General features: G+C 44.8%; 23 protein-coding genes. 16 read left to right on the top strand and 7 right to left on the bottom strand.

The window, feature by feature from the left end; all coding sequences use genetic code 11:
- Positions 1-159: 159 nt before the first annotated feature.
- Positions 160-2,247, bottom strand: coding sequence for a TonB-dependent receptor domain-containing protein (locus tag ACQKC9_RS09535; RefSeq protein WP_427621580.1), 2,088 nt, complete (start codon positions 2,245-2,247; stop codon positions 160-162).
- A 495-nt stretch (positions 2,248-2,742) separates the two neighbouring features.
- Between ACQKC9_RS09535 and ACQKC9_RS09540 the strand changes: the two genes are divergently transcribed.
- From ACQKC9_RS09540 to ACQKC9_RS09550, 3 genes are all read left to right on the top strand, one after another.
- Positions 2,743-3,018 (top strand): Trp family transcriptional regulator, encoded by a 276-nt coding sequence (locus ACQKC9_RS09540; protein ID WP_427621582.1) that lies wholly within the window; start codon positions 2,743-2,745, stop codon positions 3,016-3,018.
- Positions 3,019-3,118: 100 nt separating this feature from the next.
- Entirely contained in the window at positions 3,119-4,537 is a 1,419-nt protein-coding gene (locus tag ACQKC9_RS09545) for an anthranilate synthase component I family protein (RefSeq protein WP_427621583.1), read from the top strand.
- Between the two features lie 72 nt (positions 4,538-4,609).
- On the top strand, positions 4,610-5,257 hold the full coding sequence (locus tag ACQKC9_RS09550) for an anthranilate synthase component II (protein ID WP_427621584.1): 648 nt from the start codon (positions 4,610-4,612) through the stop codon (positions 5,255-5,257).
- 2 nt (positions 5,258-5,259) lie between these two features.
- Here the strand turns inward: ACQKC9_RS09550 and ACQKC9_RS09555 are convergent, their stop codons facing one another.
- Complete coding sequence (locus ACQKC9_RS09555; RefSeq protein WP_427621586.1) at positions 5,260-5,400, bottom strand: hypothetical protein; 141 nt, start codon at positions 5,398-5,400, stop codon at positions 5,260-5,262.
- Between the two features lie 57 nt (positions 5,401-5,457).
- Between ACQKC9_RS09555 and ACQKC9_RS09560 the strand changes: the two genes are divergently transcribed.
- Together ACQKC9_RS09560 and ACQKC9_RS09565 are read left to right on the top strand one after the other, a co-directional pair.
- Positions 5,458-6,009 carry a lysozyme inhibitor LprI family protein gene (locus ACQKC9_RS09560; protein WP_427621587.1) on the top strand — a complete coding sequence of 184 codons (552 nt, stop codon included), beginning with the start codon at positions 5,458-5,460 and terminating at the stop codon, positions 6,007-6,009.
- A 298-nt stretch (positions 6,010-6,307) separates the two neighbouring features.
- Positions 6,308-7,261 carry a DMT family transporter gene (locus ACQKC9_RS09565; RefSeq protein WP_427621588.1) on the top strand — a complete coding sequence of 318 codons (954 nt, stop codon included), beginning with the start codon at positions 6,308-6,310 and terminating at the stop codon, positions 7,259-7,261.
- A 114-nt stretch (positions 7,262-7,375) separates the two neighbouring features.
- Here the strand turns inward: ACQKC9_RS09565 and ACQKC9_RS09570 are convergent, their stop codons facing one another.
- The 4 genes from ACQKC9_RS09570 to ACQKC9_RS09585 all read right to left on the bottom strand — a co-directional run bounded on the left by ACQKC9_RS09570 (position 7,376) and on the right by ACQKC9_RS09585 (position 10,957).
- Complete coding sequence (locus ACQKC9_RS09570; protein WP_057761251.1) at positions 7,376-8,119, bottom strand: amino acid ABC transporter ATP-binding protein; 744 nt, start codon at positions 8,117-8,119, stop codon at positions 7,376-7,378.
- A 58-nt stretch (positions 8,120-8,177) separates the two neighbouring features.
- Complete coding sequence (locus ACQKC9_RS09575) at positions 8,178-8,921, bottom strand: amino acid ABC transporter permease (RefSeq protein WP_057762590.1); 744 nt, start codon at positions 8,919-8,921, stop codon at positions 8,178-8,180.
- A gap of 14 nt (positions 8,922-8,935) precedes the next feature.
- On the bottom strand, positions 8,936-9,772 hold the full coding sequence (locus ACQKC9_RS09580; RefSeq protein WP_296208476.1) for an amino acid ABC transporter substrate-binding protein: 837 nt from the start codon (positions 9,770-9,772) through the stop codon (positions 8,936-8,938).
- 429 nt (positions 9,773-10,201) lie between these two features.
- Entirely contained in the window at positions 10,202-10,957 is a 756-nt protein-coding gene (locus ACQKC9_RS09585) for a UTRA domain-containing protein (RefSeq protein ID WP_427621590.1), read from the bottom strand.
- A 385-nt stretch (positions 10,958-11,342) separates the two neighbouring features.
- On the opposite strand from ACQKC9_RS09585, the gene hutU reads away from it, so the two are divergent.
- The 11 genes from hutU (at position 11,343) to ACQKC9_RS09640 (ending at position 23,363) form a co-directional block, all read left to right on the top strand.
- Positions 11,343-13,061 (top strand): urocanate hydratase, encoded by a 1,719-nt coding sequence (hutU, locus tag ACQKC9_RS09590; RefSeq protein ID WP_427621592.1) that lies wholly within the window; start codon positions 11,343-11,345, stop codon positions 13,059-13,061.
- Between the two features lie 70 nt (positions 13,062-13,131).
- Entirely contained in the window at positions 13,132-14,496 is a 1,365-nt protein-coding gene (locus ACQKC9_RS09595; protein ID WP_427621593.1) for a YjiH family protein, read from the top strand.
- Between the two features lie 226 nt (positions 14,497-14,722).
- On the top strand, positions 14,723-16,285 hold the full coding sequence (hutH, locus tag ACQKC9_RS09600) for a histidine ammonia-lyase (RefSeq protein WP_427621594.1): 1,563 nt from the start codon (positions 14,723-14,725) through the stop codon (positions 16,283-16,285).
- A gap of 27 nt (positions 16,286-16,312) precedes the next feature.
- Complete coding sequence (hutG, locus tag ACQKC9_RS09605) at positions 16,313-17,353, top strand: formimidoylglutamase (protein ID WP_427621595.1); 1,041 nt, start codon at positions 16,313-16,315, stop codon at positions 17,351-17,353.
- A 62-nt stretch (positions 17,354-17,415) separates the two neighbouring features.
- The gene (gene hutI / locus ACQKC9_RS09610) at positions 17,416-18,741 is read left to right on the top strand and encodes an imidazolonepropionase (RefSeq protein ID WP_427621596.1); all 1,326 of its coding nucleotides are present in this window, start codon (positions 17,416-17,418) and stop codon (positions 18,739-18,741) included.
- Between the two features lie 244 nt (positions 18,742-18,985).
- On the top strand, positions 18,986-19,348 hold the full coding sequence (locus ACQKC9_RS09615) for a roadblock/LC7 domain-containing protein (RefSeq protein WP_010201036.1): 363 nt from the start codon (positions 18,986-18,988) through the stop codon (positions 19,346-19,348).
- A 176-nt stretch (positions 19,349-19,524) separates the two neighbouring features.
- Entirely contained in the window at positions 19,525-20,019 is a 495-nt protein-coding gene (locus ACQKC9_RS09620; protein WP_394124917.1) for a PAS domain-containing protein, read from the top strand.
- Between the two features lie 3 nt (positions 20,020-20,022).
- Positions 20,023-20,772 carry a PhnD/SsuA/transferrin family substrate-binding protein gene (locus ACQKC9_RS09625; RefSeq protein ID WP_427621597.1) on the top strand — a complete coding sequence of 250 codons (750 nt, stop codon included), beginning with the start codon at positions 20,023-20,025 and terminating at the stop codon, positions 20,770-20,772.
- A gap of 124 nt (positions 20,773-20,896) precedes the next feature.
- Positions 20,897-21,520 (top strand): hypothetical protein, encoded by a 624-nt coding sequence (locus ACQKC9_RS09630; protein WP_427621598.1) that lies wholly within the window; start codon positions 20,897-20,899, stop codon positions 21,518-21,520.
- A 140-nt stretch (positions 21,521-21,660) separates the two neighbouring features.
- Positions 21,661-22,275: a hypothetical protein gene (locus ACQKC9_RS09635; RefSeq protein ID WP_165598498.1), complete on the top strand. Its 615-nt coding sequence runs from the start codon at positions 21,661-21,663 to the stop codon at positions 22,273-22,275.
- A gap of 416 nt (positions 22,276-22,691) precedes the next feature.
- Complete coding sequence (locus ACQKC9_RS09640; RefSeq protein WP_427621599.1) at positions 22,692-23,363, top strand: class I SAM-dependent methyltransferase; 672 nt, start codon at positions 22,692-22,694, stop codon at positions 23,361-23,363.
- Positions 23,364-23,391: 28 nt separating this feature from the next.
- Here the strand turns inward: ACQKC9_RS09640 and ACQKC9_RS09645 are convergent, their stop codons facing one another.
- Positions 23,392-23,967 carry a GNAT family N-acetyltransferase gene (locus ACQKC9_RS09645; RefSeq protein WP_427621601.1) on the bottom strand — a complete coding sequence of 192 codons (576 nt, stop codon included), beginning with the start codon at positions 23,965-23,967 and terminating at the stop codon, positions 23,392-23,394.
- Between the last annotated feature and the right edge of the window lie 5 nt (positions 23,968-23,972).

Genomic DNA, 23,972 nt, shown 5'->3' on the forward strand with positions numbered 1-23,972 from the left:
CATATGCTATTTATACGGTAGCCTCACCTTCTACCGAACAAGCAACTTGACATCTACTCTTAGATAAATCGTACTCTCAAAATCTCGTAAAAAAAGCCAGCTCCCGTATAAGACAGCTGACTTTATCAGTACGATTAGACTTAAATTCGATAAGCTAGATTAGAACTGATACGTTAAAGACGTTTTGATATTACGTCCCATTTCAAAATCAGTATAGTCATCATCTATAGAGTTACGCGATGCATGGCTTGCATAAGTCTCATCAAAAATATTGTATACACCTAGTGTGGCCTTTAGACCTTCAATTTGAGTTGGCGTGTAAGTCATAAAGATATCGTGTACGTCATAGCCTGGTTTTTCGTTGTCATCATCAGCGGTATTCGGTGTCACATCGGCGACATAAGTACTGCGCCAGCCAAGCTCAGTAGTATTGGTTGGAGCGTAACCTAGGTTGACCATGTACTTATCGCCAGACTCAGAGCCACTACCACTGACAGAAGAGATATTGTAACCCGTATCTTCGCCTTTGCTACGCGCACGAGCATAGCTTAGACCCATGTTGAAGTTATCTGCGCGATAGTCGGCTGATAGCTCTACACCTTTGATTTTGAAATCTTCGTCATTATTAATGACACCTTGGCAGGCTTCAGGGGCAGCACTTGTACCTAGTTGTCCAGTTGTGCAATTCATGCCAGTTCTACTACCACCTGCACGTACAAACTCAATATAGTTTTCGATATTGGTTTCAAAGTATTTAGCACTTAGTTTTAAAGAGTCATCAGCCATAGTCAGACCACGCAGCGTTGTAGCAATACCGACTTCTGCATTGTCACCTTCTTCTGCTTTTAGGTCGTTGTTCACATACGTATCAGCGCCATCAGTGTTAAAAATCGTTTGGCTAAGATCTGGACCATTAAATAACTGCGTATAGCTTGCAAATAGCTGGGTGCGCGGTGCAATCTCATAGCTAGCAGCTAATGCGCCAACGACATTGTCGTAAGTCTTGCCAGCCGATACATACTCTGGAGACTCATAACGGTCATAACGGACGCCTGGCGTTAAGCTAAGCTTACCCATTTGCCATTGGTCTTCTAGATATACAGACGTATTGGTTGCTTCATCGGTGCTCGCATTACCAAAGTCGCGTGTCATCTCAGATTCTTTTTTGTAATGCTCAACCCCAGCGATTAACTTATGAACCCCTGGCACACCGTTAATAATACTGCTATCGATGATACTAGTGTTTTGTACTTTTGCGCCTGTGGTTTGGACTTCTGCATCAAACTCAAACCCAGGTTCGCCATCAGAGTTACGCAAAATCTGCGTGCTAGTCTGATATACATTAGCATCTACATTAACCAATTGGTTGGCAGGGTTGTAAGCATAGTCAAGCGCATAGGTATCGCGTTTGACTTCCTGCGGGATGATTGGGTTCCAGCCACCAGCAGGAAAATCTGGGCGTAATGGGAACTTGCCTTTGTTTTCGGTACGGCTAAAGCTAGCGCCTACATGATGATCACTACCGACATAAGCACCAGCTTTTAATAGGATGTTTTCGCCTTCGCTATCTTCCGTTTGGATTTTACGGCCTTTACCGTCTTCACCAGCGTCCGCATTGCGTTTACCATAATAAGCCAGTAAATCAACATTTTCTGTTGGCGCACCATATACAGTAGCTGAAGTTAGCAGTTCATCATTGTTGCTAGCATAACCTGTATGCAGCTTAGCACCTACTTTTTGACCTGGCTTGAGTAAATCTGCCGCGTCGACCGTCTCAAAAGCAACCGCACCGCCGATGGCATCATTACCTAGCGTCACTGAGTTATTGCCCACTGATACTTCTGCTTGTTTTAGCAGATCTGGATCAATAGTGACATCACCCATATGGTAGAACAACGCGCCTTCTTGACGTGCGCCATCAATCGTGACTTTTAGGTTGGTATCATCAAGACCACGTACACGAATACGTTGGTTGACCGATGAGGTACCGCCCACGCTCACCCCTGGTACAACGTCCAGAAAATCGCTCAAATGGCTGGCTTGTGCAGCTGGGGTGTAGTCATCTATATAGACAGAGTCTTCTTGTACAGCGTCACGTACTGAGCTATTTGCTGTTACAGTGATAGTCTGTAATGTCGTGTTTGGCATATCTGCTGCCGTTGCAGCATTGGCAGCTTGCGTCCACAATACAGCGGCGACACCGATAGACAATACTGTCAATTGACTAGATAACTTTACTTCGCGCATAACACATTTACTCACTTTGTTTACTGTCAGAAATTAGAATTTTTAGAATTATTTTTAAAGGCTATCGTCAAACAACCTTTAAAATAGTGCCCACCAGAAGATTAAATACCTTAAAACACTTAACTCATCGTGCGAATAACATGATTAATGTTAATGATAATAATTAGCGTTTAAATAATGAGAGGCATAATAACTAAGTATTAACAATTTGGCAATAATTAATATCATACATTCTCAATTCTAGTGCTTAGTACGCCAAGTGAACGCAGCAACGCTTAGTACTAACTATAAATATGCTATCGAATATGCCGCTGGCCACGAGTTGAATCTGTATCAGCAAGGCTTAAAATCATCACTTCTATAGCAGCCTGCTATTAACTTAGCTCATCACTTGTATTTCTTGTACTACTGTACTAGAATGCTGATACAAGCCAAAAATATCATGGCTATTCTGACTATTTTTGATTAAGACGACTGATTATAAGACGATAAATTATGAGTACCGACCCTTATCACAGCTTACTGAGTCATCTGGCAAACTGTACTGATAGCACAGAGGTTGAAAAGCTACTCAGTGCCCTGCTGACGGATAAAGAGCAGCACGACATTGCCAATCGTATTCGTATCTTTGACTTGCTTGATCGAGGTATCACGCAGCGTGACATCTCTGAGCAACTAGGCGTTGGTATCGCGACTGTCTCTCGCGGCGCTAGAGCCATGCACAGCCATGATGTCAGCGCGTTACTGGCCACTCATAGAGATCACTCTTAGCCTCTAACGACGATACTATCTAGCTTTTTACTGACGAAACTTATACTTATTAATCGACACTTATCAATCAACACATATTTGAACCATTTCGGACTTTGTTATGACCTCTAGTACTCGCACACAGACCAAACCTGCTCCTATCGATATCCCGAGCAAACCACAACGTATCAAACTGACGCAAGATATCGATTTTTTTGCATTATTCAAACGTATCGAAAGTGCGTTTGATACCTGCTATTTGCTCGAATCACTAGGTGAAGACAGCCATATCTCGCGCCATCATGCGATCGGCTTTGACCCTGTGACGACTATCGCCGCATTAGATCGCAACACGCTTGCGATTACCGATAATAAAACTGCTGAGACAAGTTGCTATCAAACCGACAACCCTTATCAGCTACTGCGTGATATAACACCGCAACATGTTATTGCTCGTGATCAAAGCGGTGGTCTGGTCGGGTATTTGGGTTATGACTGCGTGAACTTCTTTGAACCTAGCCTCAATGCAAAAGCCAGTGAAGACTTTGAACCATTTAAGTTTGGCGTGTATTTAGATGGATTGACCCTAGATAAGATGACTGGGGAAATCTTCTACTTTTATTACCCAACCGCTCAACAAGAAAACCGCATCGAGCAAATCAAAGCCCTACTCGATGAGCCAACGCCTAGTTATGAAGCGCCTAAAGTTGAGTTTTTAGGTGATGGTATGAGCCAAGAAGAGCATGCCAATGTCGTCATGCAAGTCAAAGAAGACATCATCGCTGGGCGTATCTTTCAGTGCGAGGTAGGCTTTAAGTCTAAGTATCGTATTGCCGGTGACAAGATGCCGATTTATGAAAAGCTGCGTGCCGTCAATCCATCGCCACACATGTATTTTATGAAATTTGCCCAGCAGTGCATCATTGGTGCTTCTCCTGAGTTGCTATTCCGCTTGCGTCAGGGTGAAATGGAAACCTATCCGCTCGCAGGAACTGCCAAGCGCGGCGCCGATGTGATCGAAGACCGTAAGCTTGCCCGCGCATTGCTCAACGATGACAAAGAAATTGCCGAGCACAATATGCTGGTCGATTTGCATCGCAATGATATTGGCCGTGTGGCACGTTTTGGTACGGTAAAAGTACGTAGCTTGATGGATATCAAACGCTTCTCTCACGTGCAGCATATTTCTTCTGAAATCGTCGGTATCTTGCATCCTAACGAAGATATGTTTAGTGCTCTTGCCAGCAACTTCCCTGCTGGGACACTATCAGGCGCACCTAAAGTAGAAGCCATCAAAGTAATTAATGAGCTAGAGCCAGATGGTCGCGGTGCTTACGGTGGTGCATTAGGCTCGTTCAATTTCAATGGTGATTGTATCTTTGCCATTCCTATTCGCAGTCTGTTTATCAATGGCGAGTCTGCCTACGCTCAAACTTGCGGTGGTAACGTTTACGACTCAAACCCAGCCGATGAGTACTTAGAGATTCAGCGCAAACTGTCGGCGATGAAAGTCGTGTTAGACAGCTTTATGCAATCATAATTGAAGCTAAACGTATTGCATAAATTGACCATATTTTACCTAGCACTATTTTTACAGAAGAGTTTATGACCCATGAATGTTTTAATTATCGATAACTACGACTCATTTACCTTTAACCTCTACCAGTATGTGGGCGAGATTTTACAAACCTTAGACAGTGATGAAGAAGCCAGCGTCATCGTTAAACGCAATAACGAAATTACCTTAGCAGATGTGCAAGCGATGAATCTTGATAGAATAATTATCTCACCTGGCCCTGGCTCTCCTGACGATCCGGCGTACTTTGGCATCTGTAGCGAGGTCATCGAGACACTGGGCAAAACGGTGCCACTACTGGGCGTCTGCCTAGGTATGCAAGGCATTGCTCACGTATTCGGCGGTGACGTGGTACGCGCCAGTGTGCCGATGCATGGCAAGGTCTCATCGATTCGCCATGATAATTCAGGTATTTATCAAGGCTTACCACAAGAGCTTGAGATCATGCGCTATCACTCACTGGTGGTAAAAGCCGACACCATACCAAGCTGTCTGACAATTACCTCGGTAGTCGCTAATGACAGCCGTGCTGAATTAAGCTTTGCTGAGTCAGCATTGACTGGTGATGAGATTATGGGACTGGCGCACAAAGAGTACCCAATCCAAGGCGTACAGTTTCACCCTGAGTCATTTGCCACTGAGGGCGCTAAGCGATTGCTGAGTAATTTCTTGCTACAAGTATAAATCTATATGTCTGTCTCCATATTTAGCTCAAGCCTAAATAAATACAGCTTACTCAGACGTACTGCGTTGCTCTTGAGCTTAACGCTAGAGACGTCTGTCAGTTCGGCTGTAGCACCTGTACAGGCAAAATTTACAATGGGCATGGACATCCAAGGCCAACGTCTCAACCTTTATGAGAGCTGTGCAGAAGGAAGCGTCACTTGCAACAATATGCTGCTAGTCGCTCCCAATTTAGACGACTATTGCAGACAACACCAGTACCTAGTAAGTCGCCCTATGCTGTCAAACACTACTCTGCAGAAACCAAGCATAGCTTATGTAAAGATGGCGTGACCCCGTGTCGATTTCAGGGCTATACCTTTGAAGGCGCAGATTTTGACGGGTTTATAGATACCTCGAATCATGAGATATCTATAAGAAATAAATGGACAGTCGATACCTATAGTGCCACCTACAAAGAAAACGAGACTTATCTGCCATTAGCATCACAAGCTGATTTGGTTGATCAGATATATAACACGTCTGATAAAGCATTGAATGAAAGCTACAGAGTAACGCGAAATGAAGTTAGACGCCTGTACGGTGAGGATATGCCGGCTGATCTTAAAAAAGAGCAGACTCAGTGGATAAAACAGCGCTCAAAAAATTGCGGTGCTGATACGGATCATTTACCAAGAACCCAAGTGGAAAAAGTGTGCTTTATTCAGCGAAATGCTCTCCGAGAGCAAACATTCTTTTTATGGATTGATTAACAGAGCTATAGAAATAAGAAAGTGATGCGAACACGAATATGATATGAGTGAATGATTCGATATTGTTTAGGTTATTTAGCTAACGCTAGCCACTTTTTAGCCATTTAGATAACTATCAATTGAATTTAGCACACGACCTAGTAGCCACTTATTATCTTTTAGTGATAGACTCAAAAGAATAAACAAAAGACAGCCTTTAATCAGGTTGTCTTTTCTTATTTCAGTATTGCTTGGAGAGATTGTATTAATAGCAATCTTACAACATCTTGTGTCACTTAGATCGTAAGAAGAAAACAGTATGGCAAACATCGACAACGGAATGACGACCCATTCGCATCAATCATGGCTAGGCACCATTCAAATCATCACGGCTGCTATCTGCTGGGGTACGTTGGGTATATTCTCGACTTACCTAAACCAAATTGGATTTAGTGGTTGGCAAGTAACCATATTACGAATTGTCACGGCGGCCTTTATCATTTTAGCCATGCTACCAAAACTGTGGCCACACCTTATCAAATTACAGCCAAAACAGTGGCTTGGTTTGGCGATGCAGTCGTTGATAGGTGTCCTTGGTATGTCGGTCTGCTATTTTTTTGCGGTAAGCTACGTTGGTGCCGGCCCTGCCGTTGCCTTACTCTATACCGCACCCGTATTTAGCTTATTGTTCTCAAAATTCTTACTGAGTGAGTCCATTACTCGTAAATCAGTGTTGCTAGCATTGATGGCTGTGTTTGGCGTAGGTTTGACGATGTTAGGTGAGCAAGCAAAAGTTAACTGGGGGATTTTACTCGGTCTATCAGCAGGGATGTGTTATTCGTTATATGGTGTATTGGGCAAGCGCGCAATGCATTATGCTCACCCTGCCCCTCTGGTATTTTTTACTTCCATTATCATTAGTGCTGGCGTACTACTGCTCTTACCTGAGACCTATAACACTTATGAGCAGCTATTGAGTCTGCCCTTAATGACTTGGGGCTATGTTTTGGGATTATCACTGCTGGGAACCGTCGTGCCATTTGGGCTATATATGAAGGCATTGGAAAAACTGCCTGCCACTCGTGCATCGGTATTTACGATTTTCGAGCCATTGACTGCGATTGCACTTGCCATGCTATTACTACATCAATCTTTGTCTTGGATTCAATATATAGGCGTGGCACTTATCTTACTGGCGGCTTTGTTGAATGCTGTGTTGAACGGTACTGCTACTCGCGTACCTCGCTGGTTAAAACAACGACAAAGGGCATAGTGTTACTGTCTATTCATTTGAGATACGTCCAGTTTATTGCGATAAAAAAAACCCCAACCATGACGTCATGATTGGGGCCCTTTTGTTTTATCGTTTACTTAAAAACAAACGTTTTTACTGCTCAATACGTTGCAAAAATGCCTGCGTACGAGGATGCTTTGAGTCTTCAAAGAGCTGTTTGGCACTGCCTTCTTCGACCACATGACCGTCTTCGATCAGTACAACATGATCGGCAACGTCACGAGCAAAGTTGATTTCGTGAGTTACCACAACCATAGTCCAACCTTCAGAGGCGAGCTGCTTCATTGTCTCTAGCACATCCTGTACCAACTCTGGATCAAGCGCAGAGGTTGGCTCATCGAACAGTAAGAGCGATGGCTCAATAGCAAGCGCACGGGCAATACCAATACGCTGCTGCTGACCACCAGATAGCTGGAACGGATAGAGATCTGCTTTGTCCGACAGTCCAACTTTTTCTAGCAGTACCAATGCCTGTTCACGGGCTTGCGCCTTGCTCTGCCCTTGTACGACCGTAGGCCCAAGCATCAAGTTTTCAATGGCTGTCTTATGTGGAAACAAGTTATAAGACTGAAACACCATACCTGACTTACGCTGTAAAGCTAATAGCGTTTTTTTGCTTGGCTTAGTCGCAAAGTCGACGCTCAAGCTATCGTCATCAAAAGCAATCACACCTTGATCAGGAATCTCTAGCGCATTTAAACAACGCAAAAAGGTGGTTTTACCCGATCCTGAAGGTCCTAATATTACGACCACTTTGCCTTTATTGATGGTCAAGTCGATACCTTTTAGCACCTGATTGCCACCAAAGGCTTTATGAATATTAGTGACTTTGATCATAAAAATTCCTGTTGTGCTAGGGCGTGTCTATTGAGCCATAATTTATTTTACTACTAGCTTATTTTGCCACATAACGATCTAGCCTAGTTTCAAGCTTGCCTTGGATAAAGGTCAAGAACAGACAGATACCCCAGTAGATAATCGCCGCTTCTGTATAGACCAGCATAAACTCATAGTTACGAGCTGTGATAATCTGCGCTTGTTTGAATAGCTCAGTGACCAGTACCAATGAAGCAAGTGAGGTATCTTTTACCAGACTGATAAAGGTATTGGACAACGGCGGCACCGATACTCTAAGCGCCTGCGGTAAAATCACATGACGAAACGTCTGTAGATACGTCAAGCCGACCGTTGAGCCTGCTTCCCACTGTCCTTTTGGTATCGATAAAATCGAAGCACGCACTGTCTCCGATGCATACGCACCGATGTTCAGTGAGAACGCAATAATCGCTGAGGGAAAGGGATCAAGCTTCACTCCGACGCTTGGCAAACCGTAGAAAATAATAAACAGCTGAACTAACATCGGTGTACCGCGAATTGCGGACACATAGACACGAGCAAGCCGATAAATGATTTCATGGAACCAAGTGGCACGCGGAATGATACGAATCAATGCCACTGTCAGTGCAATGGCCATACCAATCGCAAATGAGATCAATGCTAGCGGTATCGAATAATAGATACCGCCTTTGAGCATTGGCCAAAACGACGAGATGACAATCTGCGCTCGATCAGGACTCATAAATGGCAATACTGCCAATAAGTCCGCGAACCATGATGTAGACATTACAGAAGCTGACATGATAGAAACTGACATTATTTTTGTTGACTTATATCAGCACCAAAGAACTGTTCGCTAAGCTTGGTAAGTGTGCCTTCAGCCGCCAATTCAGCCATCGCTTCATCCAGTTTTGCTACGACTTCATCATCACCTTTGATAAGCACTAGACCTGAACCAGTTTGTTCACTTGCAGGGGCAGTTAATTTAATTTCAAGATCAGAATCTGGGAATTTCTTTAGATAATCCAATACCGCTAGATTGTCATTCATCGTAAAGTCAGCACGGTCCTGCTTCACTAATTGAATCGCTTGCGCCATACCATCGACAGGAACGATCTCTGCACCGTAACGCTCTGCAAGCTCACCGTAGTTACTGCTAAGTGATTGTGCCGTACGTAGGCCTTTTAGACCTTCCCATGAGCTATAACGGTTGTCATCAGTAGGTGCCAATACAACCGCACCTGACCAGCTATAAGCCATTGCTTTATCATACTTTGCTTTACGCTCAGGCGTGGTCAAACTGACTTGGTTAGCCACCATATCAAAGCGTTTTGAATCCAAACCTGCCAGCATCGCATCCCATTGAGTTTCTTTAAACTCAACGTCTACGCCTAGTTTATCCGCGACTGCACGCGTTACTTCAACATCATAACCCGTTAGTTTGCCACTCTCATCATGGTACGTGAATGGAGGATAAGTACCCTCTGTACCGACGTTGATGGTGCCGCCGTTGTTGATACGTTGTAGCAAATCAGAACCGCCTGTTGCAGCGCTGTCAGTTGCACTGGTATCGGCTTCGTTGGTAGTAGATTGACCACAAGCGGCAAGGAACATAGTGCTGGCGGCAAGGGCTAAGAGAGTACGACGTTTCATAAGACGTCCTTATAAGAGTGAATGAATAAAGTAAAAACGCATAATGCTAATAAAATATACGGTGCTAATAAATAGGATAAGCCGACACAGAAGAACAATATGAGCTCCCCTATGATATTCGGCTTTGGTTGCCCGATTTGAGGTTATTTGGGCTATTTTTCAATACTGTTTCTATATTATATTTTAATTTTTAACGATTGTTCAAATATTCTGACGAGTTTAATTAGCGCCAATTGTTATCTTATTAAATAGCAGCTTATGGATATAGTATCTCACTTTAGATAGAAAAACGTACACAATCAGTGAGCATACGTAAACTATAGTCAGTTCAATATAATTTCGATACAAGGAAACCAAGTGCAAGTTATACATTAGTATGCTTAGCGAGGATGACGATGTATCGGATTTATATAGGCTTGACTATATCTGCTACAACTCGCCTGAGAACTGATAGCGAGCACCCGCATGCCACATTTTGACAAAGGTAACGACTTGGCCGGCCGAATAGGTCTGTCGACGCAGCACAAGCGTTGGTGACTGCGGCGCAATTTGCAAAAACTCAGCAATCTCATTAGGGGCTGCCAATGCTCGGATGGTATAGCTACCACTCTCTAGAGGGCTTTTGGCAATCAAGTAATCACTGGTATTGACCACACTAAAATCCTGATCGATAAACTTCGGCACTTTTTTAGCATCAACCCAACGCTCTTCAAACTGTATGGGCTGACCATCAGCAAAGTGAATAATTTTTACTTCATACAGCACAGCTTCATCACTAGCATCTGTCTGAGCGCTTGCGTTAACAGGCACAGACTTTTCACCAATACCAAACTTACGACGCAATTCATTATCAAGCATATCAGCCGTAATAGCACGCTTACTCACGACCTGTGCCTCATAATCACGATTGGCAGACTTTAAATCCTCAGCGATGTTGCGTACCTCAACAAAGGTATGATTGAACTGCTGCTGTGCGACAAACGTGCCCGACCCTTGCCGACGCTCTAGCACCCGCTCCTCGCTCAGCTCTTTTAGCGCACGGTTGACTGTCATCCTTGACACACCAAACTCTTCAGCCAATGCCATTTCTGTCGAAATCGCGTTGCCCGCTTGCCACTTACCAGAATGAATATTGTCTAGTATGGCGTTTTTTATGCGTTGATACGCCGGAATCGTCTTTGTCATATCCGCCTTTGACCGTCAGTTTTGCTAATAGGAATGACCACATAATATCACGAGACCACCGTGCAAGCCTTAGTCAAAATGTCTGAGCGTTCAGTATTAACTAGGGCGCTTTTCAACTCACTCGATGTTATCTAAACCGGCTGAGTTAATCACAAAAATAATCAGCTCACGAAAAAAAACCTTGCATGAAAAAAGTATCTTTGGTAATTTGTATATACAACTTTACAGCGGTGCTAGAAAATTTGTTTTATCGATTCGATATTTCTATGAATTTAGGTGAATGCTTAGTAGTAGATAAATACTTAGTAGATGAACACCTAGACTGACTGTAAGACACTTACTTTAATTGCCCAATCGACTTAAAAGATTTCACAAGGATTTGACCATGACTACTGACAACGGAACCAACAAAGAAACTAAGCTGACTCGCCGCGATGAGAGCCGTAATATTGCTGCGCCTACCGGTAGCACGCTACATTGCAAAAGCTGGCTGACCGAAGCCCCTTATCGCATGCTGCAAAACAACCTGCATCCTGATGTGGCAGAAAACCCAAAAAGCCTAGTTGTCTACGGTGGTATTGGGCGCGCAGCCCGTAACTGGGAAAGCTATGACCAAATCCTAGAATCGCTAAAAGAGTTAGAAGATGATGAGACGTTGCTAGTGCAATCTGGCAAACCAGTAGGCGTGTTTCAAACGCACGAAAACGCACCGCGTGTCTTGATTGCCAACTCAAACCTTGTACCGCGTTGGGCAACGTGGGAGCACTTCAACGAGTTGGATCGCAAAGACCTGTTTATGTACGGTCAGATGACTGCAGGTAGCTGGATTTATATCGGTACGCAAGGCATCGTCCAAGGTACGTATGAGACTTTTGTAGAAGCAGGTCGTCAGCATTATGACGGTAGCTGGGCAGGTCGTTGGATTTTGACTGCCGGTCTGGGCGGTATGGGCGGCGCGCAGCCACTAGCCGCAACTTTTGCAGGGGCGACTTCGTTAAACATCGAGTGTCAGCAGTCTAGTATCGATTTCCGCTTACGTACTGGTTATGTCGACAAGCAAGCAGATGATCTTGACCATGCTTATGAGTTAATCAAACAACATACGGACGCTGGTGAAGCCGTCTCTATCGCCCTACTTGGCAATGCCGCAGATATCTTGCCTGAGATGGTCAAGCGCGCTAACGCTGGTGGCATGAAGCCTGATTTGGTCACCGATCAAACCTCAGCGCATGATTTGATTAATGGCTATCTACCAAGCGGTTGGACAGTAGAAGAATGGAAAGCCGCCCAAGAAGATCCAGAGCAACATGCAGCACTGACCAAAGCAGCCGCTCAATCTTGTGCAGTACATGTACAAGCAATTTTGGACTTGCAAGCGATGGACATTCCCGCGACTGATTACGGTAATAACATCCGTCAGGTCGCTTTTGATGAAGGCGTCAAAGATGCCTTTAACTTCCCAGGCTTTGTCCCTGCTTATATTCGTCCGCTATTTTGCCAAGGTAAAGGCCCATTCCGCTGGGTAGCGTTATCAGGTGATCCAGAAGATATTTATAAGACTGATCAAAAGATTAAAGAGCTATTCCCTGAAAACCAACATATTCATCGTTGGTTAGATATGGCAAAGGAACGTATTCAGTTCCAAGGCTTGCCTGCTCGTATCTGCTGGCTAGGTCTTGGTGAGCGTGATAAAGCAGGTTTGGCATTTAATGAAATGGTCAAAAACGGCGAGCTAAAAGGCCCGATCGTTATTGGTCGTGACCATTTGGATACGGGCTCTGTCGCCAGTCCAAACCGCGAAACAGAGAGTATGAAAGACGGCTCAGACGCAGTATCTGACTGGGCACTATTGAACGGTATGCTGAACGTGGCTGGCGGCGCAACTTGGGTATCACTACATCATGGCGGCGGTGTCGGCATGGGCTATTCGCAGCACTCAGGTATGGTCATTGTCGCAGACGGTACGGACGCCGCAGCCAAAAGACTGTCACGCGTATTAGTCAATGATTGCGGCTCAGGGGTTATGCGTCATGCCGATGCAGGTTATGAGTTGGCGATTAAAACAGCGAAAGATTATGGTTTAAATCTGCCAATGATCAAATAGTTTGTCCCTTGTCCTTATGAGCGATGAATTACCATAAGGACATTATCGGCGTTTTATCAAGGAGGATAATATGATTGAACAAAATACAGCATCTGATCTGAACGATGAAAATGTAACGACCTCATCGAAAAAACTACTATCAACCCCTATTGCATTAATACAGCTGATCGTATTCAGTGCGATCGGTTTAGTGATGTTTTTTGTGCCATTTACCATTGGCGAGAAAAGCACGATTTTGTTCGATCATGGCGCAACCTATCTGGTCACTCAGCAGCATACTTTGTCCGTGACGCTATTGTTTTTACTCATGCTCTATGGCGTGAGTAAGCCATTTATCGATGGCTCATGGCGTAAAAATATCACCCATATGATTATGACTGCTTTTAAAATCATGGGTCTGATACTAGCAGTGATGTATGTGGCTGACATAGCGCCTGCCTTTATGATGGAAAAGGACATGCTGCCTTTTCTGTTTGAAAAGTTGGCCTTACCAGTTGGTATGATTGTACCGCTTGGGGCACTGATATTGGCCTTCTTGGTTGGTTTTGGCTTACTAGAAATGGTTGGTGTGCTCATGCAGCCAATCATGAAACCTATTTGGAAAACCCCAGGCTCATCAGCGATTGATGCCGTTGCTTCCTTCGTCGGTAGCTACTCTATTGGTTTGCTCATCACCAATCGCGTGTATTTACAAAAGCAATATTCAGCGCGTGAAGCCATTATCATTGCGACTGGGTTTTCGACTGTATCAGCGGCGTTTATGGTTATTGTTGCCAAAACGCTTGGTCTGATGGAATTTTGGAATATGTTCTTTTGGTCTACGCTAGTGATTACCTTTATTGTTACTGCGATTACTGCTCGTATTCCGCCTATTAGTCTCTTTGATGATAGCGTTGAACGTCCCGCTTTAGATCATAAACGTGGTACACGGCTAGCAGCTGCGTTTGACTTGGGATTATCCACTTCACGCCGTGCCACTGACCTCAAACAAATCTTGTGGTCTAACTTTCGTGATGGCCTGACAATGGCAGCCGCTATCGTGCCATCTATCATCGCGGTCGGCTTAACAGGATTGCTATTAGCAAAATATACACCCGTGTTCGATGCCTTGGGCTTACTTCTTTATCCCTTTACATGGCTTGGCGGCTTACCAGAACCGCTCGTCGCCGCCAAAGGAATGTCAGCGGGATTGGCTGAGATGTTCTTGCCAGCATTACTACTAAGTGAGGCAGATATTCTGACACGCTATGTCGCAGGGGTCATCTCCATCAGCAGCGTGCTGTTCTTCTCAGCCATGATTCCGTGTGTGCTTGCGACCGAGATTCCAGTCTCTGTTGGCAAAATGGTCATCATTTGGTTCGAGCGCGTGGTACTTAGTATTTTATTGGCTGCGGCTTTCGGACATCTGGCTATGTACCTCAATTGGATTGGCTAAAAAATTCAAACCCAATAATAAGTATTTCGTTGATTAAAATCCTTTTAACAACTTCATTTTGATAAAGATACGAATCAAAAATAATATAACCCATATAGTCGATTCAATTTAAAAGTAGTACAAGGCAACCGAGTGTAGATGTATATGTGATACTTCAAGCGAGGTTAACGCTGTAATACTTTTGTAGTGGAATGACTATATGACTTACCACACTAGGATGACCCCTATGAACAACATCAAACAACTAACCCTACATCCTCGCCAGCTTAGCTTTAAGATACTACGCGATATCTACGAGCAACCTGTTAGATTGACATTACCTGAGAGCGCTTATGAAGCGATAGATGCCTCGCACGAAGATGTACGAACCATCATTGCACGAGACAAAAGCGCTTATGGCATTAATACAGGTTTTGGCCTGTTAGCAAAAACACGTATCAGTGATGATCAGCTTGAGCTACTTCAGCGTAACCTAATCGTTTCTCACTCCGTGGGTACTGGTGAAGCGTTACCAGACAGCGTGGTACGACTAATTATGGTGATGAAAGTCGCCAGTTTGGCGCAAGGTGTTTCTGGCGTCCGCCGCGAGGTAGTAGATAGTCTACTGGCCTTAATCAACAATCAAATCACACCAAATATCCCCGCCAAAGGCTCAGTTGGTGCATCTGGTGACTTAGCACCGTTGTCACACATGACACTTGCGATGATGGGCGAAGGTCACGTCTATGTCGATGGCAAAAAAGTCCTTGCCGCTGATGCTCTAGCACAGCACGGACTTGAGCCGATTACATTGGCAGCCAAAGAAGGCCTTGCACTCATCAACGGTACACAAGTATCAACAGCACTAGCATTACGTGGTTATTTCTTAGCGCGTGACTTGCTTGAAACCGCAACCATCGTCGGCTCACTGTCGATTGATGCGGCCAAAGGCTCAGATTCACCATTTGATGCTCGTATTCACGAAGTACGCGGTCATCATGGTCAAATTGAAATCGCCAAAGCACACCGTCAATTGATCAAAGGCAGTGCTATCCGCGCCTCGCACGATGGCGAACAAGACGATCGCGTACAAGACCCTTACTGCCTACGCTGTCAGCCGCAGGTCATGGGTGCTTGCCTTGATATCATCAACCAAGCAGGGAAAACCCTACTCATCGAATCAAATGCAGTAACCGACAACCCACTTATCTTTAATAACGAAGATGGTCCGGTCGCCATATCAGGTGGTAACTTCCATGCTGAGCCTGTCGCCTTTGCCGCGGATATTTTAGCATTGGCTATCGCTGAGATTGGCTCGATGTCTGAGCGCCGTGTCGCTTTGCTGATTGATGCGACTTTGTCAGGTGGTCTGCCACCATTCCTAGTTGATAACGCTGGAGTCAACTCAGGCTTTATGATTGCGCATGTGACCGCTGCTGCACTGGCTTCAGAAAACAAATCCATCGCCCATCCAGGCAGCGTCGATAGTATCCCGACTTCTGCCAACCAAGAAGACCACGTATCCATGGCCACCTATTGTGCACGTCGTCTATACGAGATGGCGCACAACACAGCCACTATCATCGGTATTGAGCTGCTCGCCGCTGGTCAAGGCATCGACTTCCATCGCGGACTCGAGACATCAGAGCCGTTGACAGTGGCGCATCAGAAACTACGCGAGCATGTGACGTTTTATGATAAAGATCGTTACCTAGCCCCAGATATCGAGGCAGCCAAGCAGCTAGTACTAGACGGTACACTTGCTCAGCACTGGCAAGAACTACGTCGCGACTGGTACGAGTCTAAGTAACGGTTAATTGCTACAAGGAGAGCAACGATGACAATAGCAACCACACTCATTAGCCATACACCTGCTGATATGACTCAGTGGACAGGCCGTGCTGAGCCGTTTGAGACTGCACGTGCCCGCTATTGGTATCAGCTCGCCCAGCCTTATGAGGCTCAACATATTGGGCTGGTTGGTTTCGCTTGTGACCAAGGGGTTAGACGCAATCAAGGTCGCGTAGGCGCACGAGCCGCACCGCCTTTGATTCGTCGGGCGTTCGCTGCATTGCCAGTCATTGCCGAGTTGCAACAACGCTTTGATGATCAACTACCATCCTTACTAGGTGATGCGGGTGACATTCATTGTCGTGACAACGACGGCTTTGCCGAGAGCACTCTTGAGCAAGCTCAGATCAAATATGCTGATGTAGTCAGCACTATTGTCAAGCAAGGCGGCCTACCCATCGGATTGGGCGGTGGTCATGCCATTGCTTACGGTAGCTTTTTGGGATTGTGGCAAGCGTTGGAAAATACAAATGACACGACTATCAGCACATCCGCAGCACCGACAATCGGAATCATTAATTTTGACGCGCATTTGGATATTCGTCAGTCGGATGTGGCGACCTCTGGAACGCCTTTTCGCCAAATTGCTGAGCATCTTGATGGACACGATCAGCCCTTTCATTATTGCTGTATAGGTGTCAGTCGCTTTTCTAATACTGCCGCGCTCTTTGATCGCGCTGAGCAATTAGGCGTACAGGTCATTAGCGATGAAGACTGTCATTATCAGCCTTGGGACACACTTGCCGAGCAGGTCAAAAGCTTCATAGATCAGGTTGATATTATTTATCTCACCATTGATATGGACTGCCTCCCCTCTAGTGTCGTCCCAGGTGTCAGTGCACCTGCCGCCTTTGGTATTGAGCTGAGTTTTGTTGAGCGTATGGTGAAGCTGATTATGGCATCAGGCAAAGTAAAAATGGCCGATATTGCTGAGATCAACCCGACCTTTGATGTTGATAGTCGCAGCTGCAAAGTGGCGGCTCGACTGCTAGCAACCATAGTAGAACAACACTTACTTGTCACTTAAATCTTACGAACAAAGGTCTTACAAACAAAGGTCACTCGCCTCCCAATTATTAGGAGCATACTATGAATGAATCAGAGAATTTTAATGAGCAGACGCTCGACGAATCTACTATGACATCGTTTGATCAACTCATTATCAATGCCAACATTGCAACGTTTTCAGCGCACTATGGTTTTAATCTTTATGAAAACGAGGATCCTGATAGCGTCCCATACGGTCAGTTAGAGAACGCGGCTATCGGTATTAAAGACGGCAAGATTGCTTGGATTGGGGCACAAGCTCAAATCGCTACTCATCTGCCTCATTATCAAAAGAACCAAATCACAGACGTCGATGGTAAATGGCTGACCCCGGGGCTTATCGACTGTCATACGCACATTGTCTATGGTGGCAACCGCAGCAATGAATTCGAAGCGCGTTTGCAAGGTGCCAGTTATCAAGACATCGCTGCACAAGGTGGCGGTATCGTCGCGACTGTCAGTGCCACCCGCGCCGCCAGTATTGAATCGCTATTTACCCAAAGTGAAAAACGTCTAGTCGCGCTGATGAAAGAAGGCGTCACTAGTATCGAAATCAAGTCCGGTTATGGCTTGGACTTAGACACTGAACGCAAAATGCTCACGGTCGCGCGCCAGCTTGGCGAAAAGTATGATATTCATGTGAGTACCACGTATCTAGCGGCGCACGCCTTACCACCTGAATATAAGTCTCACATGCAAGACCGTGCGGACGACTATATCGAGCAAGTCTGCGAGTGGCTACCGATTCTGCATGCAGAAGGCTTAGTCGATGCGGTCGATGGTTTCTGTGAAAACATTGCGTTTAGTAGCGATCAAATCAGACGCGTTTTTGAGGTTGCACGCTCATTAGAGCTGCCCGTCAAACTGCATTCTGAGCAGCTGTCTGACATCGGCGGTAGCGCTTTAGTTGCCGAATACAAAGGGCTATCTAGCGACCATCTAGAACACTTATCAGAAACTGACATAGCGAAGATGGCTGCTAGTAATACGGTTGCGGTGATATTGCCCGGCGCGTTTTATACGTTACGTGACACCAAGCTGCCACCAATTGAGGCACTGCGTAAGCACCAAGTCCCCATGGCGATTTCAACTGACTGTAACCCTGGTACCTCACCGTTAACGTCGCTGTTATTGACGATGAATATGGGCTGTACGCTGTTTTACCTCACCCCTGAAGAAGTACTGGCAGGATCGACGGTTTATGCGGCGCAGGCTTTGGGGCTACCTAATAAAGGAAAAATCGAAGTTGGCTGTGATGCTGATTTAGCACTATGGGATATCGCCCGCCCTGCTGACTTGGCCTATCAGATGGGGCTGAACCCTATCCAAGGGATTATGATTCAAGGACAATGGCGCGAGACCATATAGTCAATACATTTTTATTTATCTCAATTAAAAAGCCCTAGTCATCCAATGACTGGGGCTTTTTTTGGTAGAGAGGCTGCAAATTTTGTGAAATTGAAGAAAAAAACCTTCATAACCTTACTTTAAATAGGGATTTACTATATCAATATTATTAGTAAGGATTTATAATACCCTTTTTTAAATAGGGTTATTTTTGACTAACTATAGTTCATAAATAAAAATTAACAAACAGTATAGAGAAAGCGATATGCGTACAGATTCATTTCAGCAGATATTGGAAGACTTAAACAGTTCATCAGCAGATGTTGAAGCATCTGCGCTAATCTCTAACGATGGTCTTATGATTGCTTCAGCTCTACCAACCGGCGTGGATGAAGATCGCGTGGGTGCTATGTCAGCAGCATTATTATCATTAGGTGACCGTGCAGGACGCGAGTTGGCACGCGGTAGTATTGATCGCATTATGATTCAAGGCGAGAAAGGCTACGTCATCATGACCTCATCAGGCGATGAAGCCGTACTTACCATCATGGCAAAACCCAACGCCAAGCTTGGCTTGATATTCCTAGATATTAAGCGCGCCTCAGAAGCGTTGGCAAAGCTCATTTGATTGGCGACTGCTTATCGAATTTATTAGCTTTTAATTACTATAAACATAGTCGGTTCAATATAATTTGGATACAAGAAAGCCGAGTGAAAGTACTACAAGTAGTAGGCTAAGCAAGGCTGACACCGTATCCGATTTATAGAGGATTGACGATATAACGATCAATAAAGGAGATGACCATGGGTTCTCCAATCCCTGATGCACACAAACCCGATATGCCTGCTGAGCAAATCACGATGACTTATCATGATGGCACGTCACGGACTGTCTATGATACTGGTATAGAGCGCCCCTACCCAGACGGTAAGCTGATTGTCTCGCGTACCAATCTCGACGGTATCATCACTCACGTCAACGACGCCTTTGTCGAAATCAGTGGCTATCATGTAGATGAATTGATTGGCCAACAGCACTATATTTTGCGGCATCCTGATATGCCAAAAGCCGCCTATAAAGACTTATGGAATACTGCCGAGTCTGGACAAAAATGGCATGGCTATGTCAAAAATTTATGCAAAGATGGCAGTCATTATTGGGTCTATGCCACTGTAGTGCCTAACGTGCGTCGCGGCGAAACCGTCGGCTACACCTCGGTACGACGCAAACCATCACGCAGCAAAATTGAAGCGGCGATGACTCAATATGCCCAAATGAAACAAGATGAGGAAGGCTAAGTCATGACGACACATAATATGTTAATCGCCCCTGATTTTTCGCCTGATCGCTTTGCAGGCTGGCACATGTTCAACACCTTGATTCAAAAACGTGCCAACTTAAACATGCATCTAAATATCCCTGCCTCTCACGCTGAGCAAGAGCAGGTCATTGATGGTGGTGACATTCAAATCATTTATGCCAACCCTTTTGATGCAGCCACTCTCATCCGAGAGCAAGGCTATCGAGCCATTGCGCGACCTATCGGTAAATCTGACGAGATGATCATTGCAGCCGCTGCCAATAGCACTATCAGCCGTTTGGAAGACATTCAAGCAGGGGCTACTGTCGCGATGGCTGACAACCGAGATGTCAAACTGATTGGTTTGCGATTGCTAGAAGCCGTCGATATAGAAGCCTCTGATCTCAACTGGGATGTGACCGAGACCTATCAAGCGGCTGCCCGCAAAGTCATCAAAGGTGAAGCCCAAGTCGCGTTTTTCTTGGCAGAGATATTTCATAGCTTTTCACGCTTGACCAAGACTCAGCTGTCAGTACTTATCGAAAGTGACTTGGCTGATATTAGCCATGTACTCATTGTCAAAGAAGACTTTCCCGATGCGCAAATCTTCCTAGAGGCCATTCTCAATTTGCACAACGATGACGATGGTAAAGAAGCATTAGCTGAACTTGGTATGCCTCAAGGATTTGAGCCGATGAGCGAAGAAGATGCCGAATTTATGATTGATTTAATGCAGACGTTATTGGACTAGTCGCTCAATCATTGTATTGATATGAAGCGCTATTTTGCGAGATGAAGTCATCGCTTGTCGTATGACATCATTATCACTGAAGCAAGCACCGTCGTAATAATAGCGATGACAGGAGGGTATTATTATGTCTGATTCAGACCTGATCAAAGAAAATGAAAGAGTCGCGCATCGAGTATTTCGGTTTTACTCTCGTAAAGTATTTTTGGCACCCAACAACCGTCACTTTCATGAGCTGCGTATCAATGCAGCGTTACTGTTGACGGAGAAAGAGCCGTTACAAGGTGCTGTAGCGGACTTTTTTTATGGGTGCTGGTTTGATATCCCATATGATGTAAACAACCTATTTACTCGTATCAAAGATCGTTTGTATCCTCATGTCCAGCAAGGCTTTCGCGAGTGTATTGATAAAAAAAGATACATCCAGCGCAATAGTATGTTGGCCACTCGTTGGAGTGTGCTGATATCCCCTTCTCTCAATGAGCAAAAGCAACGGCTGCGTATCAGCAGCGACGATGCCCGAGAAATCGCTAAAGACATCACCACTGAGCTGATGCAAGCGCGTGAGGACGAAGACTGGGGTACGATTGAGCAAATCGAAAATGAGTTTTTTGCCCATTGTACTGCGCGCAATGATCGTCTCGCATTTTCGCTGGTATGGTTTCGCTTGGGTAGAAGTGATTGGCAGTTCGATGCACGTTGGGACAACTGCCAACAACATCTCGATCAAACTATAGTCAAATCCATATAAATCCGCTACATCGTCATCCTCGCTAAGCATATTAATGTGTAACTTACGCTCGGTTTGCTTGTATCGAAATTATTTGAACTCTACGATATGAAAGCCTAATTTGTCACCTATTAATCACTTTTATCATAATGGTAGTTACTATGTCCTCTTACTTAAATGCTGATAAAACCTATCTTACCCTGACGCCAGCTGGTATTTTTGAGGCGTTTTCACAGAACGAACCAACTGATGAGCAGTTGGCATTACAGGATTTGCTGTCTTATGATCAGACGTTGCTCGCTGCTGACTGGCTTCAGCGCTATTCTGAACAATGGCTACAGAGCTTTATAGAACAAGGTTGGATTGAAAAGCTGTCGCTACTTTTACCAGCACCTAACTTACCATTGGACCAGTTCTTGCCTTATGTCGTGGCGAGCTTATCTGGTAAACGCCGTGCCGCGATCGGCTCTGATGAAGGATTTTGTTTGGCGCGAGTGGGCTATAGTCAAGAAGAAGCAGATATGCTCAGTGTCGCCGCCGCTGATTTTTCAGGCTTTATGCTTCGCCAAAAGCAACGTGGATGGGCGGTAGAAAGCCAAGCAATCTCGTTTTTTCAGCAGGTCGACCTACTCATTCCTGAGACCAGCTTTGTATTTTTATGGATAGATAATGCAGGCTACGTTCTCATCATCGATGGCGAACCTCTGACCAATAGTCGTGCCTTTGTTGAGCTGGTATGGGCCCTTAAAACGTCTGGATTGAGATTTCTTAATTAAGGAGGTTTCTTAACTGATTTAACTCGCTTAATTCATTCCGTTGCATCGACTGATTTGATGCCTAATCTCAATCTTTTATGCGAGCATAAGCAGTACGTTTAGCTCAAATTAAGCGCACTGCTTATGCTCATACGAAAATGTTCGTACCATTTTTATCTATATCACTCCCTGATATCAGCCAATTCTACGCAGCAATAACAATACTCTCAGAATTAACAATAACTTGTGAGAATTTAGGTCATACTCTCCTCATACTTAAGTATTTTCTTGCCACGACTTAAGTTGCCATAAACCCATAACCATTCAAACATCTACACAGCTTCCAATATTTTCATCATCTTTTCCAACGTTGTACCCTACCGAAATCGGCAACCCCTGCCAAACCTTGCATTCTTGCTTATTTTTTAGGACAGTTTATGACTTCGCTGACCACTGTGCGCGTGCGTTATCAAACAATTGAAATTGGCAACACCGACATTCATATTTGCACACTACGTGACAATCAACAATTTAGTGACCCTGATGACGAAGCGTTAAATTTGGGCATCTGCTCCGCTTCTTGGCCGATGTTTGGGGTGATATGGCCGTCAAGCTTGGTGCTAGCCAATCATATGCTCGATTACGATATTGCAGGCAAACGTATCTTGGAAGTTGGCTGCGGTATGGCGCTCTCTAGTCTATTACTGAATCATAGACATGCGGACATCACAGCGACTGACTACCATCCAACGGTTGAGTATTTCCTTGATAGAAATACCACGCTGAATAATAACAAAGAGATTAATTTTGAGCGTTTAGACTGGGCAGAGGACAATAGTCATCTTGGCAAGTTTGATATGATTATCGGCAGTGACTTGCTCTATGAAGACCAACACATTGATATATTGGCTGAGTTCATTGACCGTCATGCTATGCCGACTTGCGAGGTCATCGTGGTCGATCCTGGTCGCGGTCGAAAAAACAAACTAACCAACAAGATGACTGAGTTTGGCTTTAGTAGTAAGCACGTTAAACCTGAAAATACTACTTATCTAGACTTACCATTTAAAGGGCATATTCTGACGTTTTCGCGAGATAATAGTAGCTAAACAGAGTAAAAGACAACCGTCAATGTAGCTAAGTTAGCACAGTATCCTTCCATTGCTGCCGAGTTGTTTTATATAGCACATGCTCAGCGAGCCGATGATTAGACTCAAGCATAGGGTGAAAAAAATTCTCCTGTGTATTGGTCATACCAAGGCGCTCCATAACCAATTGTGAGCGCTTATTGATAACGGCAGTAAAGGCAACGACTTCATCTAGTCCTAATGTATCAAACGCAAAATTCAATGAAGCTCTTGCCGCCTCAGTCGCATACCCTAATCCCCAATAGTCATTATGTAAGCGCCAAGCAATCTCGACAGCAGGAGAAAACGGCATATCGGCATGCGTATGATTTAACCCAACCATACCGATAAAAGTATCTGTTTCTTTTAGACTGACCGCCCAAAAACCCCACCCATTATCATTAATCAGTGACTGGCATTTTTTGGCGATAGCATTACTCATCGAAGTAGTTAATAACTTAGGAAAGTATTCCATTACTTCAGGGTTAGCATTCATCTCAGCGAATGGCGCAAAGTCGCTCGCTTGCCACTGTCGTAGGTACAGTCGTTCGGTTTCTATCGTATTTATAATTTTATTCTCTCGCATTTCGT

It is taken from the genome of Psychrobacter sp. NPDC078409 (assembly GCF_050268505.1).
Taxonomy (GTDB): domain Bacteria; phylum Pseudomonadota; class Gammaproteobacteria; order Pseudomonadales; family Moraxellaceae; genus Psychrobacter.

Excerpts from the sequence above, each read along its gene's own strand:
- ACQKC9_RS09535 (WP_427621580.1), bottom strand. The coding sequence starts at position 2,247 with ATGCGCGAAGTAAAGTTATCTAGTCAATTGACAGTATTGTCTATCGGT.
- ACQKC9_RS09540 (WP_427621582.1), top strand. The coding sequence starts at position 2,743 with ATGAGTACCGACCCTTATCACAGCTTACTGAGTCATCTGGCAAACTGT.
- ACQKC9_RS09545 (WP_427621583.1), top strand. The coding sequence starts at position 3,119 with ATGACCTCTAGTACTCGCACACAGACCAAACCTGCTCCTATCGATATC.
- ACQKC9_RS09550 (WP_427621584.1), top strand. The coding sequence starts at position 4,610 with ATGAATGTTTTAATTATCGATAACTACGACTCATTTACCTTTAACCTC.
- ACQKC9_RS09555 (WP_427621586.1), bottom strand. The coding sequence starts at position 5,400 with ATGCCCATTGTAAATTTTGCCTGTACAGGTGCTACAGCCGAACTGACA.
- ACQKC9_RS09565 (WP_427621588.1), top strand. The coding sequence starts at position 6,308 with ATGGCAAACATCGACAACGGAATGACGACCCATTCGCATCAATCATGG.
- ACQKC9_RS09570 (WP_057761251.1), bottom strand. The coding sequence starts at position 8,119 with ATGATCAAAGTCACTAATATTCATAAAGCCTTTGGTGGCAATCAGGTG.
- ACQKC9_RS09575 (WP_057762590.1), bottom strand. The coding sequence starts at position 8,921 with ATGTCAGCTTCTGTAATGTCTACATCATGGTTCGCGGACTTATTGGCA.
- ACQKC9_RS09580 (WP_296208476.1), bottom strand. The coding sequence starts at position 9,772 with ATGAAACGTCGTACTCTCTTAGCCCTTGCCGCCAGCACTATGTTCCTT.
- ACQKC9_RS09585 (WP_427621590.1), bottom strand. The coding sequence starts at position 10,957 with ATGACAAAGACGATTCCGGCGTATCAACGCATAAAAAACGCCATACTA.
- hutU (WP_427621592.1), top strand. The coding sequence starts at position 11,343 with ATGACTACTGACAACGGAACCAACAAAGAAACTAAGCTGACTCGCCGC.
- ACQKC9_RS09595 (WP_427621593.1), top strand. The coding sequence starts at position 13,132 with ATGATTGAACAAAATACAGCATCTGATCTGAACGATGAAAATGTAACG.
- hutH (WP_427621594.1), top strand. The coding sequence starts at position 14,723 with ATGAACAACATCAAACAACTAACCCTACATCCTCGCCAGCTTAGCTTT.
- hutG (WP_427621595.1), top strand. The coding sequence starts at position 16,313 with ATGACAATAGCAACCACACTCATTAGCCATACACCTGCTGATATGACT.
- hutI (WP_427621596.1), top strand. The coding sequence starts at position 17,416 with ATGAATGAATCAGAGAATTTTAATGAGCAGACGCTCGACGAATCTACT.
- ACQKC9_RS09615 (WP_010201036.1), top strand. The coding sequence starts at position 18,986 with ATGCGTACAGATTCATTTCAGCAGATATTGGAAGACTTAAACAGTTCA.
- ACQKC9_RS09620 (WP_394124917.1), top strand. The coding sequence starts at position 19,525 with ATGGGTTCTCCAATCCCTGATGCACACAAACCCGATATGCCTGCTGAG.
- ACQKC9_RS09625 (WP_427621597.1), top strand. The coding sequence starts at position 20,023 with ATGACGACACATAATATGTTAATCGCCCCTGATTTTTCGCCTGATCGC.
- ACQKC9_RS09630 (WP_427621598.1), top strand. The coding sequence starts at position 20,897 with ATGTCTGATTCAGACCTGATCAAAGAAAATGAAAGAGTCGCGCATCGA.
- ACQKC9_RS09635 (WP_165598498.1), top strand. The coding sequence starts at position 21,661 with ATGTCCTCTTACTTAAATGCTGATAAAACCTATCTTACCCTGACGCCA.
- ACQKC9_RS09640 (WP_427621599.1), top strand. The coding sequence starts at position 22,692 with ATGACTTCGCTGACCACTGTGCGCGTGCGTTATCAAACAATTGAAATT.
- ACQKC9_RS09645 (WP_427621601.1), bottom strand. The coding sequence starts at position 23,967 with ATGCGAGAGAATAAAATTATAAATACGATAGAAACCGAACGACTGTAC.